Here is a 16,687-nt window from a genome sequence, read left to right as displayed (position 1 = left end):
AACAATAAGGGAATGACGAGGGTTCAAGTGGGAGCTTTTCGACTGCTGTTGGCGGTGTTGGTCGCTGTATCTCATATGGGCAAAAAGTTCGCCGGACTGAATCCTGGTGTGATCGCCGTTATCTCGTTTCTTATCATCAGTGGATTCGTCATGGCTTCGCTCATCGAGCGAAACTACCGTGAGCCGAGGAAGATCGGTCTGTTCTATATCGACAGGGCTCTGAGGTTGTATCCGCAATTTCTGGTCTACTTCGTCGCCTCGTGTCTGGTTATTCATTTTCTGTTGCCCGGTACGCCCCAAGCGGCTGAGCTGACATGGAAAACCCTATCCACCAGTTTGCTCATGCTACCGCTTGGCTATTACATGTTCGGCGTCGGCGGGACCGAGATCCTGCCACCGGGCTGGTCGCTGGGGCTGGAAATGAGTTTTTATCTGCTGATCCCGTTTCTGCTGATTTTCAAAGCGCAGGGTGTCGCCTTTGCGGTATCGGTCGGGATTTTTCTGCTGGCGTGCGTTGGCTTTATCAATACCGATATCTATGGATATCGTTTGCTGCCGGGCGTGTTGTTCATCTTCCTGTGCGGCTGCTATCTGTACCAACGCAATCTCAGAGCAATGATCGTTGTCACCGGCACAGCCGTTGCGGCGGGACTGATGTTTGTGGCGATCATGGTCGGGTGGATCGAGCGTCGTCCGTTCAATGCCGAAGTCACTCTCGGTATCGCCGTGGGCATTCCTTTGGTCTACATGTTGACCAAACTGAAATTCCATCGGATGGACGAGTTCCTGGGCAACATCAGTTATGGCGTGTTTCTCAACCACTTTGTGGTGATGTATCTATTGCGAGGTTTTTGGCCCGTCGCGTATGACGCCAACGTTGTCGGAGCGGTGCTGGCGTTGTCATTTTTCTGCAGTGGCCTGACGTATTACTGCGTCGAGCGTCCGGCGCTGAAGTTGCGTCACCACCTGCGCGGCAGGGCGAAGGAAAGGCTGGTTCAACCGGGTAGCGCCGAGAAAATTTTATCCCCTGTGGGTGAGCGTGAACTGGCATAACGCTCGGCTGTTTGCTTAAGTCAACCAAGGCCCTCGACGACACGCCGCCCGGAGAATTCCATGACGTTGCGATTGCTGCTGGTTGCCGCGTTTACATCGTGCGTCATGGTCGGTGCGCAGGCCGCTGAATACAACCGGGTCAACACCAGCGCCAGCCAGATCAGTTTCACCTACAACCAGATGGGCTCGCGAATGTACGGCACCTTCGGCAGATTCGAGGCGACGCTGGACTTCGATACCGACGACCTCGGCAAAGCCCAGACCACGCTGCATATCGATCTCGCCAGCATCGATGCTGGCAGTGAAGACGCCAATACCGAACTGGTGAAACCGGCGTGGTTCGACACCGGGAAATTCCCGCTCGCGGTGTTCAAGTCCAGCCGTTTTACTCAAGTGGACGAGCATCGTTATCAAGTCGCCGGTCAGCTCACGCTCAAGGGCATCACTCGCGAGGTCGAGGTGCCGGTGGAGTTGAAACCGGACAACGCCATCGGCATCTTCGACGGTGAGCTGGTGCTCAATCGAGAGGAGTTCGGCCTCGGCGCAGGGGAGTGGGCTGACAGCGTGGTGTCGAGGGACATCAACATCAAATTCAGGATGGTGGCGCCACAACAGTGACGGTTCAATAGATCCGGCACGGTATGATGTCGCGGTTCGTCGACGGCTCTGATCATCGGCAACGTTTTTTATCGCCGGAGTTTGCCCATGCCACGCATCACCCACTACACCTCCCCATGCCCGGAAAGCGTCAACAGCCAGATCCTGCAAATGGTCGTCGATTACCTGACCGACATCAGTGCGGTCGGCCTCGGCCCGAGCAATCTGCTGTACAACGTTTATCAGTACGCGGTGGGTTATGAGGTGCATCTCTACCTCGAGGCGTTGAACGGCCAGAAGGGCACCGAGGTGGAATTGCTGGTGGCCACAAACGAAGAAGACCCGGAGCAAGTCATCGGATTTCTCATCTGTCTGCCGGTGCAGGGCGATTGGGAAGCGTGCAGCGTCGCGTACATGGCGGTGCGTGAAGGCCATCGGCGCCAAGGTGTGGCGCGGGCGATGCTCACGGACATGGTCGGGCGCTATCCGCATGCGGAACTGGCCTGCAGCATTGGCAAGGTGCCGTATTTCGAGGCACTGGGTTTTGAAGTGATCGGCCAGCGCGAAACCCAGGTGCTGATGAGCACGCGGCATTACCGCAGCAACGGCCTGCGCGGGTTCATCGACACCACGCCGATCTATCGCTCGCTGGAAGTGCAGCAGATTCACACCTATCTGCTGCAGAAGAACGGCAAGCGCGCAATGCTCGATGCGGAAAAACAACGCGACCGCCATCTGGACCAGACCAGCCGCCACGTAGAAGAATTTGTCCGTCAGCGCCTGACCCTGCACTGATCGTCGGCCAATCAAAAGCCCTTGCTGCGCATCCCGCGGCAAGGGCTTTTTTGTACCTGCTTCTCAACCGAGCTTGACGTTCATGGTGATACGCGCGGTGAAGACTTTTTTACCCTCGCAATCGTGAATGTCGACGTTGACTACCTTGTCGCCATCACTTTGCCAATCCACACCTTTAGCGCTGGCCACAGCGGTGACGTCGGTTTTCGCCTTGGCCAGATATTCCACGGTCATGCCTTTGGGAATCCAGCGCGCGCCGGCCGGGATCGACACGTCGGTCATCATTCCGCCGGCCAGTTCTGCCGCGTTGCACATGGCGATCGCGTGCACCGTGCCGAGGTGGTTGGTGATTTCCTTGCGAAACGGCACTTGCACGGTGGCGGCATTCGGGCGCAACTCGGAAATCAGCGGATTGATGCTGCTGAAGTACGGGGCGAACTGGCAGGCCATTTTGCTGAATGCATCCGGGCCGACGCTGTTGAACATGCTGAGAGATTGACTCATGGGAAGCCTCGCTGGGTAGTTTGCAGAATGATGTTCCGTTACAGAATAATATTCTGTAACGGAACGGTATTCTGTTCGCGGCAAATCTGTCAACCTAGGCGCGATTTGTTCCCGGGCACTTGATGCCTTTTTGAACCTCCGTTTTTGGACCCGAGCAGCATGGACACCGCCGATCTACTGGAACGCAGCTACCCCGGCCGCCGCGCCGAACTCAAACGCGATATCTTTCGCAAGGCCCTGAGCCTGTTCAATGAACAGGGGATCGAAGCCACCACCATCGAAATGATCCGTGCCGAGTGCGACACCAGCGTCGGCGCGATCTACCACCATTTCGGCAACAAGGAAGGGCTGGTCGCGGCGCTGTTTTTCACCGCGCTGGAGGATCAGGCGCGTTTGCGTGATGCGTATCTGGACGCGGCCAATACCACTGAAGAAGGCGTGCAGGCGCTGGTCTTCAGCTATGTCGACTGGGTCGAGCAACAGCCGCAGTGGGCGCGTTTCCAGTACCACGCGCGGTTCGCCGTGACCAAAGGCCCGTTCAAGGAAGACCTGGCCGAGCGCAACAAGACGCGCAATCTGCGTCTGCGCCAATGGCTCGCGGAATCGGGGCGTGCCGCCGAGCTGCAGGATTTGCCTGCCGAGCTGCTGCCATCGCTGATCATTGGCCAAGCGGACAGCTACTGCCGAGCCTGGCTGGCAGGGCGAGTGAAAGGCAGCCCGAGCGCCTATCGCGAAGTGCTCGCGCAAGCGGCGTGGCGTTCGATACGCGCCGAAGGTCTCGCCGAGAACTGAAATACGCAGACAAAAAAAGAGCCTCAAAGCTCTTTGATGGGGAGGAAGTAGAGCCCGTGAGGCTCAAGAGAAGCAAAGCGTGGGCTTGATTGGGGTTCAGAACACCCACGCCTACGCAGCGCCGGATCAATCCAGTCACCGCGTACCTTCATCCTAGGAGCGTGCAATGGACGACTCAAGTACCGCCAGTCGTCCTTGCACAATGCCGGCTCATGCCGGGCGCGATCCCGGCCAACCGGATTTTTTCAGCGCCGCCAGAAGCGTCTGCCCATCCAGGCCCGGCACCGAATGGCCGTTGCCCTCGCTGCTGTCGCTGGCGAGCAGGGCATTGATGATCGCTTCTTCCACGGCTTCGGTCGCGGCCAGAAACAGCTCGCTGATGTGGTCGTTGTTGACCATGCGCAAACCGTCGCAGGTGGCTGCGCGTTTAGCCTCGTAAGCCGCAGGCGGGACGTGATCATTGCCGGTGGCGAAGGCAATGAAGATGTCGCCGCTGTGGTCTTCGTTACCGCCGCCGGTACGCGCCAGGCCCAGGCTGGCACGCTGTGCCAGACGCGTGCATTGATGGGGCAGCAGCGGCGCATCAGTCGCCAGGCAGACGACGATCGAGCCCATGCCCGGGTGCGGCAGCGCTGCCCGCAGGAACGGTGAATCCTTCTGTTCCATATAGCGCCCGACCGGGTAACCATCGACGCGTAATTCACTGCGAATGCCGTGGTTGGCCTGCACGATCGCGCCAACGGTCCAGCCTCCCTGGGCAGCACTCAAACGGCGCGATGCGGTGCCGATGCCACCTTTGAATTCGTGGCAGATCATGCCGCTGCCACCACCCACCGCACCCTCGACTACCGGCCCGTCCACGGCGCCGTTCAGTGCCTCGGCGACGTGCTCGGGTTTGACGTGAAAGCCGTTGATGTCATTGAGCAGTCCATCGAAGGTTTCCAGCACCACCGGCATATTCCAGTAAAGCCGCCCGTCATCCGGCTGCTGCTCTCGGTCCAGCACAATCAGCGCATCACGCACCACACCGAGGCTGTGGGTGTTGGTGAAGGCAATCGGACTGGTCAGCAGACCGGCCTCGCGAATCCATTCCAGGCCGGTCGCGTCACCGTTGCCATTGAGTACATGCACGCCGGCAAAGCACGGTTGCTGGCCGGTCGAGCCGGGGCGCGGCTCGATCAGCGTGACGCCGGTGCAGATGTCACGGCCGCTGCTGCTGCGACCACGTACATTGCTGTGACCGACGCGCACCCCCGGCACATCGGTGATGGCGTTGAGCGGGCCGGGTTGCATCTGGCCAATCAGGATATCGAGATCACGGGCACGCGGATTCATAAGATTCAGTCTCTTCATTCAAAGGTCGGGCGGCTTACCGCTCGGATGAGGCAGGCAGATTTCTTGCGCGGGCTACTGGCCGTTCTTGACCTTGCTCCACACCCGCGTACGCACGCGTTCGGCGGCTTTGGGCAAGGGTTCGAGGGTGTAAAGCGTGGCCATGGCGGCAGGGGAAGGGTAGACCGCCGGGTTGTCGCGAGTGGCTGCTGCCACCAGCGTTGTCGCGGCGCGATTGCCATTCGGGTACGACAAGTGATCACTGACCGGCGCGATCACTTCCGGTCGCAGCAGGTGATCGATAAACGCCAGGCCTTGGGCGCGATTGGGGGCGTCCTTGAGCAGCACCAGAGTGTCGAACCACACCGGCGCGCCTTCCTTGGGCAGGCTGTAGGCGATCTTTACGCCGTTATTGGCCTGCTCGGCATTGGTCTTGGCTTCGAGCATCGCCCCGGACCAGCCAACCGCCACGCAGATATTGCCGTTGGACAGATCGCTGATGAACTTCGAAGAGCTGAAGTAGGCGATGTGCGGGCGCAGCTTGAGCAGCAGTGCTTCGGCTTTTTTGTAGTCCTCGGGATCGGTGATCACAAGCTCAACGTCACCGGGCATGGTGAGTTGTTTGCATTGGTGCTGCGGCCGACGGTTTTTTGATCAACACAGAACTTGTGTGGGGGCGAGCCTGCTTGCGAAAGCGGTGTATCAGTCAACAAAATTGTTATCTGACACTGCGCTTTCGCGAGCAGGCTCGCTCCCACAGGTGAACTTACGCTGTGTCAGTGGCTGCGCTGGAAGACCAGGGCTTTCAGGCCGCTCTCTGGATCGATATCGGGAAACTCCGGCGGGTTGTCCAGCCGATGCTCGAAGCGCAGGCTCGGCGCTTCCTGGGTCACGCCATCAATCAGAAAGTCGGAACCGAACGACGGGTCGTTCATGCACGCCAGCACCGTGCCTTGCGCGGTGAGCAGTTCCGGCAAGCGGCGCAGCACCCGTTGATAATCCTTGGTCAGCAAAAAGCTGCCTTTCTGAAACGACGGCGGGTCGATGATCACCAGATCGTACGGGCCGCTGTTGATCACCTTGCTCCAGGATTTGAACAGGTCGTGACCGAGAAAGCTGACCTTGCTCAGGTCGTGGCCGTTCAGGCGGTGATTGTCGCGACCTCGGCTCAGCGCGGCGCGGGACATATCGAGGTTGACCACATGGCTGGCGCCGCCTTCGATTGCCGCCACGGAAAAGCCGCAGGTGTAGGCGAACAGGTTCAACACCCGCTTGCCCGCCGCCTGTTCGCGCACCCAGTTGCGGCCGTAGCGCATGTCGAGAAACAGCCCGGCGTTCTGCTTGCGCCCCAGGTCGACGCGGTACTGCAAGCCACCCTCGACGATGCTCATTTCCTCGATTTCCTCCCCGATCAGCCATTCGGCCGTGCTCTGCGGCAGATAACGATGCTGGATCAGCAAAGTGTGCGCGCCGGACTGCTGCCATTCGGCCGATGCCGCGAGTTGCAGCAGTAAATCCCGCAGATCTTGCAGCTGCTCAGGCGCCGGTTCCTTGAACAGCGACACCAGCACCACGCCCTGCAACCAGTCCACGGTCAGCTGCTCCAGCCCCGGCCAGCAGCGTCCGCGCCCGTGAAACAACCGACGGGTTTCGCTGGGCGCCGTTGCCAGTGCGGGCAGCAAATGAGCGTGGAGGGTAGCGAGGGCTTGAGGGTTCATGGATTACGGTTCGGCCGTTCAAAGGGCCGGCATTTTAACCACAAATGAAGGTTTTCGACGGGCGCTGCGCTTCGAAAAACAACACCTTGGCGAAATCTGCTGCATCAAAAGTGAATTTCTACAAGGCGCGCTGCTCATACCAGATAAGCAGCGGATTCAAAACCGCTTATCAAAAATGTAATTCGGGGGAGTGCTGTTCATGTGCCCTACACCTACGTCGAGCGCGCACCTTCCTGGCGGGTTGATTCTGGTTGTCGAGGACGATCCGTTGATTCTGGAGTTCCTTTGCGAAATTCTCCAGGAGGAAGGGTTCAAGGTCGAACCGCAAACCAGCGCCGACGCCGCCTCACTGTATCTGGAAAAACATGCAGCCGACGTTGCGCTGCTGCTGACCGACATCACCATGCCCGGCACGCTTAACGGCGCGGACCTGGCTAATCTGTTCGGCGACCGCTGGCCGGAAAAACCGGTGATGGTCATGTCCGGCTATGAAACGCCCGAGACCTCCGGGGTCAAGCACTCGGTGGCGTTCATCAAGAAGCCGTGGGCGATCGGTCAGTTGCTCGATTGTGTGGAAAGTGCGTTCAAATCCAAGGCCCCGCAGCTGCACTGACAAGTGCTACATTGCCGGGCCAGCCTGCCCGGCCAACTGTCAGAGGATTTGCTCTCTTGTCTGCACAAGCATCGGTTTTTGATCGCGCGTTCGGCGCGTTCCTGTTCGACATGGACGGCACCGTCCTCAACTCCATCGCCGCCGCCGAGCGCATCTGGTCAGCGTGGGCGGTGCGCCATGGCGTTGATGTCGAGACGTTCCTGCCGACCATCCATGGCGCGCGTGCGATCGACACGATCACCCGGCTGAGTCTGCCGGGCGTGGATGCCGAGCAACAAGCAGCGTTCATCACCGCAGCGGAAATCAATGACGTTGAAGGCATTGTCGAGATTCCTGCGGCGGCAGCCTTTCTCAACGCGCTGCCGAAAAACCGTTGGGCGATGGTGACGTCGGCGCCTCGCGATCTGGCGTTGCGGCGGATGGCGGCTGCGGGGATTCCGGAGCCGGCGGTGATGATCACGGCGGAAGATGTAAAGGCTGGCAAGCCTGATCCTGCGGGGTATCTGCTGGCGGCGAAAAAGCTCGGTGTCGAGCCGGATGACTGTCTGATTTTTGAAGACGCCACGGTTGGTATTCAGGCTGCGGAGTCGGCGGGCGCGGCGTTGATGATCATCACCACCACGCACCAGCACCCGATCGAAACGGCGCATGCGACGTTGGCCAGTTACGATGCGATCGGCGTCAGGGTCGGCGCCGATGGTCTGCTTCGTCTGACGGAAATCTGATCTGTTCCGAAATGCCCCTCACCCTAGCCCTCTCCCGGAGGGAGAGGGGACTGACCGGGGGATATTCAGGTAATACGCCGACGTGAAAGGTCTTCTCTGAATCCATAATCGCTATGGTCTTTCAGGTCGACGTCAAGTTCAGCACAACTCGGTCGGTTCCCTCTCCCCCGGGAGAGGGCTAGGGTGAGGGGCTACGGTCTGCCAGACACAGGGGATCGTCGATCAAACCACATCCCCGTCACCGGTCGGCAGCTCAACCATGCCGGCAATATCGCAACTACGCTGATCCATGCTTGTGAAATCGTCGCCAAAGTCGAGCGCGGTGGAACTCCTTGCTAATGAGGTAAACGCATGAAGATCGATCTGAGTGGAAAACTGGCCATTGTCAGCGGCAGTACCGGCGGCATCGGTCTGGGCATCAGCCAGTCGCTGGCCGAAGCCGGGGCGACGGTGGTGGTCATCGGTCGCGACATGGCCAAGGTCGAGCAGGCGCTGGCGAGCATACGCGAAGCGGTGCCCCGCGCGCAGTTGCGTGGTCTTACCGCCGATCTGGGCACGGCCGAGGGCGCGGAAAAGCTTTTCGCCGCCGAACCGCGCGCGGACATTCTGGTCAACAACCTCGGCATCTTCAACGACGTCGATTTCTTCGAGACTCCCGACAGCGAGTGGACGCGCTTCTATGAAGTCAACGTGATTTCCGGCGTGCGCCTGGCGCGGCATTACGTGCCGGCGATGGTCGAGCAGGGTTGGGGCCGGGTGATCTTTCTGTCATCGGAATCCGGGGTGGCGACGCCGGCTGACATGCTCAATTACGGCGTGACCAAAAGCGCCAACCTCGCGGTGTCCCACGGCTTGGCCAAACGTCTGGCTGGCACCGGGGTCACGGTCAATGCGATCCTGCCGGGACCGACTTTCACCGATGGCCTGCAGGACATGCTCAGAGACGCGGCCGCCGAATCCGGGCGCGACCTGCGCGACGAAGCCGACGCCTTTGTGCGCAAGGCCCGTCCGACTTCGATCATCCAGCGCGTGGCGGATGTTTCGGAAGTGGCGCATCTGGTCACCTATATCGCTTCACCGCTGTCTTCGGCCACCACGGGCGCGGCCTTGCGCGTTGATGGCGGTGTGGTCGACAGCCTGACTATCTGAAATTTCCGAAAGAGAGGTTTTATGCCAACAGCATCTGCAACCATCGACATCCCGGCCGCGGCCGATCAGGTCTGGCAATTGATCGGCGGCTTCAACACGCTGCCGGACTGGCTGCCGTTGATTACCAACAGTGAACTGAGCGAAGGCGGGCGCGTACGCACCCTGCAAACCGCTGACGGCGGCGTGGTCGTCGAACGTCTGCAGACCTTCGATAACGCCGCCCGAACCTACAGCTATTCGATTGAACAGGCACCGTTCCCGGCCAGCGATTATCTCGCGACGATCAAGGTTGAAGCCCAAGGGCAGGGCGCGCGGGTGACGTGGTCGGGGCGATTTAATGCGGTGGGCGTGAGCGATGAAGAGGTGGTGGCGTTGTTCAACGGCATCTACCAGGGCGGGCTCGAAGCCTTGCGGGCGAATTACCCAACCTGAGACGCAGATCGTTCCCACGCTCTGCGTGGGAATGCAGCCCGGGACGCTCTGCGTCCCATTTCGAAAGCCGGAACGCGGAGCGTCCCTTGAGGCATTCCCACGCGGAGCGTGGGAACGATCGGCGCGAGACGTCAGGCCTGACTGATCAAACTCTGCCGACAATCCAGCACCAGTTTCGCCCCGCCCAGATCGCTGCTGCCGACTTCAAGACTGAAGCCGTGCAAGCTGACAATCGCCGCAACAATCGACAGCCCCAGACCGAATCCACTCTGCGGCTGGCCACCCTCGGTGCGGTAAAACCGCTGGAACACCGCCTCACGTTCAGCCTCGGGAATCCCCGGGCCTGAATCGTGAACCTCGATCCGCGTCTGGCCATTGGCATTGACCCCACGCAACATCACCGTGCCGCCGGGCGGGGTGAATTTGATCGAGTTGCTCAGCAGGTTCGCCAACGCTTCGAACAGCAACGCGCGGTCGCCATTGAGCGGCGGCAGCGTCTCCGGCATGTTCAACTGAAAGCGCAGATCGCCTTCCTCGGCCAGCGGCAGATAGAACTCGTGCAACTCCTCCAGCAAACGCACCGGATCAAGTTCGACGAAACCTGAGCGGCGCTGGCGATCTTCCAGTTCGGAAATCCGCAGCAGTCCGCGAAACCGCGCCATCAGCGTGTCCGCCTCAGCCAGTACCAGATCCAGTTGCGCCGCTTCTTGTGAACCTTCGCCCGCCTGTTGCTGCATCCGATACAACTGCGCGCGCAGGCGAGTCAGCGGTGTGCGCAAGTCGTGGGCGATGTTGTCGCAGACGCCTTTGACCTCGTTCATCAAGCGCTCGATGCGCTCCAGCATGGCGTTGACGATGGCGGCGAGCATGTCCAGCTCATCGCGGCGATTGGACAGCGGCAAGCGGTGCGTCAGGTCGCCGGCAACGATGGCCTGGGCGCTGTTCTGAATCGCGCGGATGCGCTGCAACGGTCGACGCCGCAGCAGATGCCAACCGGCGACCCCGGGAATAATCGTCAGCGACACGCCCCAGAACAACGCGTGCAAAATGATCCGCGTCACCGCGAACAGCGAGCCATTGTCACGCAGCAGCACCAGCCAGCGCCCGTCGCGAGTCTGGGTGGCCACAGCATCGCAGCTGTCGTTCGGCAGGGTCGGGTCATCGGAATCGGCGCACTCGGCGAGCATGTGGATCTTGCCGTCGAGCGGCAGTCCTTCGGGAATTTGCTGAAGTGCGCCGCCCAGGTAAACGCCGTCAGCGCTGAATAGACCATAGGCGTCGATACCACGAATATCGAAGGTCATGCTGGCCGCGAGCGCGTCTTCGAGTTGCTCGCCGCGAAAATGCGAGAACAGATGCTGGCGTTGCATCAACGAATGTTTGGCGAGTTTGTCGAGGTAGCCGGATACCTCGTAGTACATGACCCCCATGAGGATCGCGCTCCACGCCACGAACAGCGAGCTGTACAGCGCCAGCAAGCGGCTGCTGGAGGAACGCCAGCCGTCAGACGGGTTCGGCAATGACATAGCCGGAGCCCCGTACCGTGCGGATCAGCGGAACGTTGCCGGCTGCGTCGATCTTCTTGCGCAGGCGGCCGATGTGCACGTCGATCAGGTTGGTGCCCGGGTCGAAGTGATAACCCCAGACCTCTTCGAAAATCATCATCCGCGAGAGAATCTGGCCGCTGTTGCGCATCAGAAACTCGAGCAGTTTGTATTCGGTGGGCAGCAGCGTCAGCACCTGTCCGGCGCGGCGGGCTTCATGGCTGATCAGGTCGAGTTCTAGGTCGGCGACGTTCAATGTCGTGGCCTGGGTGGCGACGCTGTTTTGCCGACGCAGCAACACTTCGACCCGCGCGGCCATTTCATCGGTGGCGAACGGTTTGGTCAGGTAGTCATCGCCACCGGCGCGCAAACCGCGCACTCGCTCATCGACATCGGAGAGGGCGCTGATCATCAGAATCGGCGTCGCCACGCCCATGGTGCGCAGGGTGGTGACGATGGCCAGACCATCCAGCTCGGGCAACATGCGGTCGAGGGTGATCAGGTCGTAGTTGCCGCTGACGGCGCGGTCGAGGCCTTCGCGGCCATTGTCGACCCAGTCGACATCCAGCCCGTGGCTGCTCAGTTCGGCAACGATTTCCCGCGCGGTCACGGCGTCGTCTTCGATGGTCAAGATACGAGTCATAGGCAGGCCTGCTGATCGGTTCAAACGGAATGGCAGCATTTTGCCAAGAATTTACCGTGACGCTTTAAATTAACTTTCATCTTCGTCGCGACGGTGAATCGGAACTGATCGGATTTGCCAGTCAGTCATCAATGCAGAAAACCCGCAGGCTCTGACCATTTATTGCAAATTGCACGGATCAGCGAAGTTCAAACTTTCTAACCTGTTGAAAATAAACAGTTTATTTAGTTTCTGTAACTGGCACGGTCACTGCAATTCCTCACTTGACGAGTTGTAACACCATTTTTCATGCCTGGAGCAGTACAACAATGAATAGATCCCCTGATGGCTATTATCCTGCCGTGGAAGAGTCGAACAGCGTCTCAGGCGTGTCCTGGGGCGCGATCTTTGCCGGTGCTGCGGCGGCCGCTGCGCTGTCGATGATTCTCGTGCTGCTCGGTTTCGGTCTGGGCTTTTCGGCGGTTTCACCGTGGGCCGGAGAGGGCGTGAGCGCCAAGGGCTTGGGCATTTCGACGATTGTCTGGCTGGCTGTGACGCAGATCATTGCTTCCGGCATGGGCGGCTACATTGCCGGTCGTCTGCGGGTGAAATGGGCGAACATGCACGGTGACGAAGTCTACTTCCGCGACACCGCCCACGGCTTCCTCGCCTGGTGCGTCGCCACGCTGGTCACCGCTGTGCTGGTGGTCGGTTCGGTCAGCAGCGTCGTCAGCGGCGGTGTGCAGGCTGGGGCTAACGTCGTCGGCGGTGCTGCCGGTGCGATGAGCCAGGCCGCCGGTTCTGCCGCAGCCAATACTGACAGCGATCAGTACGGCTACTTTGTCGACAGTCTGTTCCGTGACGACCGTCCGGCTGCCGTCAGCGATGACGCCGCACGCGGCACCGTGACCCGCATCTTCGCCCAAAGTCTGGCCAACGGTCAGCTCAGCGCCGAAGACCGCACCTACCTCGCACAACTGGTAACGCAACGTACCAATCTGAGCCAGGCCGATGCTGAACGTCGTGTCGACGAAATCTACGCCAACACGCAGAAAGCCATCGCTGACGCGAAACTGAAAGCCCAGCAAGCTGCCGACACCGCCGCGAAAGTCGCTGCCTACACCTCGCTGTGGATGTTCGTCGCGCTGCTGGCCGGTGCGTTCTTTGCCAGCCTCGCAGCCACCTTCGGCGGTCGTCGTCGCGATGCAGTCGAGTACGTTGAAGTCGACACCTACACCACTACCACTCCGGTCCGTTAAAAAGGAGAGTCACCATGCGCTCATTACTGCTGTTCTTCCTCGGCGTACCGATCCCGATCATCATCCTGATCGCCCTGTTCGTACACTGATCCCTCTGAGGCAGGATGCCTCTGCCGCTTTCATCTTCGGGTGAAAGCGGCTTTTTGCTTTCTGCGGGGCCAGTTCGTCTTCTCCAATTGATCGTTGTCCATCCCGCCATTTTCACTGGCCTGGATCAATATTTCGCCTGGCGATATCGCCTACCGTAAATGATCCAGGCCTTTGCTGAGGTATGAGCTACAGTGCTTGTCGCGCACCTTGTTGCGCTGACGAAGTATCCGCGTCGACGTTGAAAACACAGCAATAAAAGCGTCGACGAGGCGTAGTGCAGCAAGGAGCTGACACAACCTCAACTGAATCTTCACGGACGAACACCGTAATGAACTGCCTAGAAAGAACCTTCGATATCCAGCCCTTGGTGCAGGCGGATATGACCGTGCACATCAACGGCCAAGCGGTCAGCGCCGCCATTGGCGAAACCGTTCTCAGCGTCATCCAGTCCCTCGGCGTGCGCCAGATCGCACGCAATGACCACGATCAGATCAGCGGCGCCTATTGCGGCATGGGCGTGTGCCAGTGCTGTCTGGTGAAAATCAACGGTCGCCACAAGCGCCGCGCCTGCCAGACCGTGGTACGCGACGGCATGCAGATCGAAACCCGAGTCAACCGCGTCGTCGCGCAGGAGGTTGTATGAGCCTGCAACCGTTGATTGTCGGCGGCGGGCCGGCGGGGATGGCGGCGGCCATCGAACTGGCGCGCCACGGCGTGCGCTGCACCTTGCTCGAAGAGGCTTCGCGCCTCGGCGGTGTGGTTTATCGCGGGCCGTTGCGCGATGGCGTGCAACTGGATTATCTCGGGCCGCGTTATTCCGAAGCACTGGACAAACTGCACGGTGAATTCCAGCAGCAGTCCGGGCTGATCGACGTGCGCCTCAACCATCGGGTGGTCGGCGCCGAAGGCACCCGCGCAGTGGTGGTGCTCGACGGTGATGAGCAACTGCACGAGATGGCTTATCCGCAACTGCTGGTGGCCGCCGGTTGCCATGAACGCAGCGTACCGTTTCCCGGCTGGACGTTGCCGGGGGTGAACCTGCTCGGCGGCCTGCAGTTGCAGATCAAGAGTGGCGTGGTCAAGCCGCAAGGGCCGGTGATCATCGCCGGCACCGGGCCGTTGCTGCCGCTTGTCGCGACCCAGTTACATGCGTCTGGCGTGCGCGTCGCCGGCGTCTATGAGGCTTGCGCATTCGGCAAGATCGCCCGCGAGAGTCTGGCGCTGCTGAACAAGCCGCAGCTGTTCCTCGACGGGTTGAGCATGCTCGCTTACCTCAAGTTGCACGGCATCCCGATGAACTACGGCTGGGGCGTGGTTGAGGCCCATGGCGACGGCGAATTGAAAAGCGTCAGCGTCGCGCCGTATTCGCCGACGTGGGAGGCAGATCTGTCGCGGGTCGAGCGTTTCGAAGCGCAGACGCTGGCGGTCGGTTACGGTTTTATTCCGCGCACGCAATTGAGCCAGCAGATGGGCCTTGATCACGGCTTCAGCGCCGATGGCTACCTGCGTGCGCACGCCAATGTCTGGCAGCAAAGCAGCGTGGCGCATGTGCATCTGGCCGGCGACATGGGCGGGATCCGCGGCGGCGAAGCGGCGATGCTCGCCGGCAAGATCGCCGCCACTTCTATCCTGCTGCAACGCGGCGTGCTCGACGCCGAGCTCGCCCGGGTGCGCCGTGATCGCTACGCAAGCAAACTCAGAGCCATCGTGCGCTTTCGTGCGGCGGTGGATCGCTACACCGAACGCGGTGTCGGGCAGATTGCTTTGCCCGCAGCCGACACGGTGATCTGTCGCTGCGAGCACGCAACCCGCGCCGACATCGATCTGGCGCTGGAGCAGGGTGTGCAAGACATCGCCAGCCTGAAAATGCGCACCCGCGTGAGCATGGGCGATTGTCAGGGGCGGATGTGCGTCGGCTATTGCATCGATCGCTTGCGCCAGGCCACCGGACGTCAGGATGTCGGTTGGCTGCGCCCACGCTTTCCAATCGATCCGGTACCGTTTTCCGCGTTCCAGTCTCTCGGCACGGAGGGCGCTTGCCATGAGTAAGTTCTACGACGTGGTCATTGCCGGTGGCGGCGTGATCGGCGCCTCCTGTGCCTACCAATTGTCCAAGCGCAAAGATTTGAAAGTTGCGCTGATCGACGCCAAGCGCCCCGGCAACGCGACCCGCGCTTCGGCGGGTGGTTTATGGGCGATCGGCGAATCGGTCGGCCTCGGCTGCGGGGTGATTTTCTTTCGCATGATGTCGGCCAACCGCAAGCGCGAAACCCAGGGCGCAGCGGTGGCGGTCGACGCCAGTACCCCGCATATCTTGCCGGAATCCTTCTTCGATTTTGCCTTGCAGTCCAACGCGCTCTATCCGGCGCTGCACCGCGAGCTGAAAGACAATCACGGCATGGATTGCAAGTTCGAGAAGACCGGATTGAAATTCGTGATCTATGACGACGAAGATCGGCTCTACGCCGAGCACATCGTCGGCTGCATTCCGCATCTGGCCGATCAGGTGCGCTGGCTGGATCAGGCGGCGTTGCGCGCGGCTGAACCGAGTGTCAGCCATGAGGCGCGCGGGGCGCTGGAGTTTCTCTGCGACCATCAGGTCAGTCCGTTTCGCCTCGCGGATGCCTACATGGAAGGCGCGCGGCAGAACGGCGTCGACCTCTTCGTCAACACCAACGTCACCGGCGTGCTGCATCACGGCACTCGCGTGACGGGTGTGCAGACGGCAGAAGCGGGCGTGTTTCACTGCAAGACGCTGATCAACGCCGCCGGTGCCTGGGCGGCGGATTTGAGCGAGTGGGCGACGGGAATTCGTATTCCGGTGAAACCGGTGAAAGGGCAGATCCTGCTGACCGAGCGCATGCCGAAAATCCTCAACGGCTGCCTGACTACCAGCGATTGCTACGTGGCGCAGAAGGACAACGGCGAAATCCTTATCGGCAGCACCACCGAGGACAAAGGCTTCGACGTCACCACCACCTACCCGGAAATCGCCGGGCTGGTGCAGGGCGCGGTGCGCTGTCTGCCGGAGCTTGTGGACGTCAATCTGAAGCGCACCTGGGCGGGACTGCGTCCGGGCTCACCGGATGAGTTGCCGATCCTCGGGCCGATGCGTGGGGTCGAGGGTTATCTGAATGCTTGCGGGCACTTCCGCACCGGGATTCTGACGTCGGCGATTACCGGGGTGTTGCTGGATAAACTGGTGAATGACGAACCGCTGCCGCTGGATATCACACCGTTTCTGGCGGATCGGTTTGCGGTTGCAGCCGTCGAGCCAGTGCCCGCGCTGGAACGGGCCTGACCCTCTCCCGCATGATCGTTCCCACGCTCTGCGTGGGAATGCCTCAAGGGACGCTCCGCGTTCCAGCTCGGGAAGTGGAACGCGGAGCGTCCCGGGCTGTGTTACCACGCGGAGCGTGGGAACAATCAAATCAAAAGATCGCAGCCTTCGGCAGCTTCTAG

General features: G+C 60.5%; 18 protein-coding genes and 1 pseudogene. 13 read left to right on the top strand and 6 right to left on the bottom strand.

Features of this window, described 5'->3' with window-relative positions:
- Positions 1-27: 27 nt before the first annotated feature.
- The 3 genes from J5M66_RS14550 (at position 28) to J5M66_RS14540 (ending at position 2,445) form a co-directional block, all read left to right on the top strand.
- Entirely contained in the window at positions 28-1,053 is a 1,026-nt protein-coding gene (locus J5M66_RS14550; protein ID WP_207808139.1) for an acyltransferase, read from the top strand.
- 60 nt (positions 1,054-1,113) lie between these two features.
- Positions 1,114-1,671, top strand: a complete 558-nt coding sequence (locus J5M66_RS14545) for a YceI family protein (RefSeq protein WP_207808140.1) — start codon at positions 1,114-1,116, stop codon at positions 1,669-1,671.
- 87 nt (positions 1,672-1,758) lie between these two features.
- Positions 1,759-2,445: a GNAT family N-acetyltransferase gene (locus J5M66_RS14540; protein WP_207808141.1), complete on the top strand. Its 687-nt coding sequence runs from the start codon at positions 1,759-1,761 to the stop codon at positions 2,443-2,445.
- A gap of 63 nt (positions 2,446-2,508) precedes the next feature.
- Here J5M66_RS14540 and J5M66_RS14535 read toward each other — a convergent pair whose 3' ends face one another.
- The gene (locus tag J5M66_RS14535; RefSeq protein WP_207808142.1) at positions 2,509-2,949 is read right to left on the bottom strand and encodes a hotdog fold domain-containing protein; all 441 of its coding nucleotides are present in this window, start codon (positions 2,947-2,949) and stop codon (positions 2,509-2,511) included.
- A gap of 159 nt (positions 2,950-3,108) precedes the next feature.
- Here J5M66_RS14535 and J5M66_RS14530 point away from each other — a divergent pair, with 159 nt between their 5' ends.
- A complete protein-coding gene (locus J5M66_RS14530) occupies positions 3,109-3,741 on the top strand; it encodes a TetR/AcrR family transcriptional regulator (protein ID WP_207808143.1) in 633 nt (210 codons plus the stop codon).
- A 210-nt stretch (positions 3,742-3,951) separates the two neighbouring features.
- Here J5M66_RS14530 and J5M66_RS14525 read toward each other — a convergent pair whose 3' ends face one another.
- The 3 genes and pseudogenes from J5M66_RS14525 to J5M66_RS14515 form a co-directional block, all read right to left on the bottom strand.
- Positions 3,952-5,076 carry a P1 family peptidase gene (locus J5M66_RS14525; RefSeq protein WP_207808144.1) on the bottom strand — a complete coding sequence of 375 codons (1,125 nt, stop codon included), beginning with the start codon at positions 5,074-5,076 and terminating at the stop codon, positions 3,952-3,954.
- Positions 5,077-5,148: 72 nt separating this feature from the next.
- Positions 5,149-5,658 (bottom strand): annotated as a pseudogene (locus J5M66_RS14520) (extracellular solute-binding protein); the annotation flags it as partial.
- 191 nt (positions 5,659-5,849) lie between these two features.
- Positions 5,850-6,791 (bottom strand): class I SAM-dependent methyltransferase, encoded by a 942-nt coding sequence (locus J5M66_RS14515; protein WP_123442150.1) that lies wholly within the window; start codon positions 6,789-6,791, stop codon positions 5,850-5,852.
- Here J5M66_RS14515 and J5M66_RS14510 point away from each other — a divergent pair.
- From J5M66_RS14510 to J5M66_RS14490, 5 genes are all read left to right on the top strand, one after another.
- Complete coding sequence (locus J5M66_RS14510; RefSeq protein ID WP_122508048.1) at positions 6,790-6,972, top strand: hypothetical protein; 183 nt, start codon at positions 6,790-6,792, stop codon at positions 6,970-6,972. The genes J5M66_RS14515 and J5M66_RS14510 overlap by 2 nt on opposite strands.
- Before the next feature lie 18 nt (positions 6,973-6,990).
- Entirely contained in the window at positions 6,991-7,404 is a 414-nt protein-coding gene (locus J5M66_RS14505) for a response regulator (protein WP_016775233.1), read from the top strand.
- 56 nt (positions 7,405-7,460) lie between these two features.
- Entirely contained in the window at positions 7,461-8,129 is a 669-nt protein-coding gene (locus J5M66_RS14500; protein ID WP_206421914.1) for an HAD family hydrolase, read from the top strand.
- Between the two features lie 351 nt (positions 8,130-8,480).
- The gene (locus J5M66_RS14495; RefSeq protein WP_206421915.1) at positions 8,481-9,278 is read left to right on the top strand and encodes an SDR family oxidoreductase; all 798 of its coding nucleotides are present in this window, start codon (positions 8,481-8,483) and stop codon (positions 9,276-9,278) included.
- A 21-nt stretch (positions 9,279-9,299) separates the two neighbouring features.
- Positions 9,300-9,710 (top strand): SRPBCC family protein, encoded by a 411-nt coding sequence (locus J5M66_RS14490; RefSeq protein WP_123442154.1) that lies wholly within the window; start codon positions 9,300-9,302, stop codon positions 9,708-9,710.
- 131 nt (positions 9,711-9,841) lie between these two features.
- Here the strand turns inward: J5M66_RS14490 and J5M66_RS14485 are convergent, their stop codons facing one another.
- Positions 9,842-11,236: a HAMP domain-containing sensor histidine kinase gene (locus tag J5M66_RS14485; RefSeq protein WP_110600882.1), complete on the bottom strand. Its 1,395-nt coding sequence runs from the start codon at positions 11,234-11,236 to the stop codon at positions 9,842-9,844.
- On the bottom strand, positions 11,214-11,897 hold the full coding sequence (locus J5M66_RS14480) for a response regulator transcription factor (protein ID WP_016775228.1): 684 nt from the start codon (positions 11,895-11,897) through the stop codon (positions 11,214-11,216). The genes J5M66_RS14485 and J5M66_RS14480 overlap by 23 nt, the downstream gene beginning before the upstream one ends.
- Positions 11,898-12,205: 308 nt before the next feature.
- Here J5M66_RS14480 and J5M66_RS14475 point away from each other — a divergent pair, with 308 nt between their 5' ends.
- The 4 genes from J5M66_RS14475 to hcnC all read left to right on the top strand — a co-directional run bounded on the left by J5M66_RS14475 (position 12,206) and on the right by hcnC (position 16,526).
- Positions 12,206-13,135, top strand: coding sequence for a hypothetical protein (locus tag J5M66_RS14475; protein WP_207808145.1), 930 nt, complete (start codon positions 12,206-12,208; stop codon positions 13,133-13,135).
- A gap of 418 nt (positions 13,136-13,553) precedes the next feature.
- Positions 13,554-13,868 carry a (2Fe-2S)-binding protein gene (locus J5M66_RS14470; RefSeq protein WP_016775225.1) on the top strand — a complete coding sequence of 105 codons (315 nt, stop codon included), beginning with the start codon at positions 13,554-13,556 and terminating at the stop codon, positions 13,866-13,868.
- A complete protein-coding gene (hcnB, locus tag J5M66_RS14465) occupies positions 13,865-15,274 on the top strand; it encodes an FAD/NAD(P)-binding oxidoreductase (protein WP_207808146.1) in 1,410 nt (469 codons plus the stop codon). Before J5M66_RS14470 ends, hcnB begins: the two co-directional genes overlap by 4 nt.
- The gene (gene hcnC, locus J5M66_RS14460) at positions 15,267-16,526 is read left to right on the top strand and encodes an FAD-dependent oxidoreductase (protein ID WP_207808147.1); all 1,260 of its coding nucleotides are present in this window, start codon (positions 15,267-15,269) and stop codon (positions 16,524-16,526) included. The genes hcnB and hcnC overlap by 8 nt, the downstream gene beginning before the upstream one ends.
- Positions 16,527-16,687 lie beyond the last annotated feature (161 nt).

It is taken from the genome of Pseudomonas sp. 67(2021), assembly GCF_017491835.1.
GTDB lineage: Bacteria > Pseudomonadota > Gammaproteobacteria > Pseudomonadales > Pseudomonadaceae > Aquipseudomonas > Aquipseudomonas atacamensis.
The sequence above is the reverse complement of the archived record's forward strand: the minus strand, read 5'-3'. Positions and strand labels throughout refer to the sequence as shown.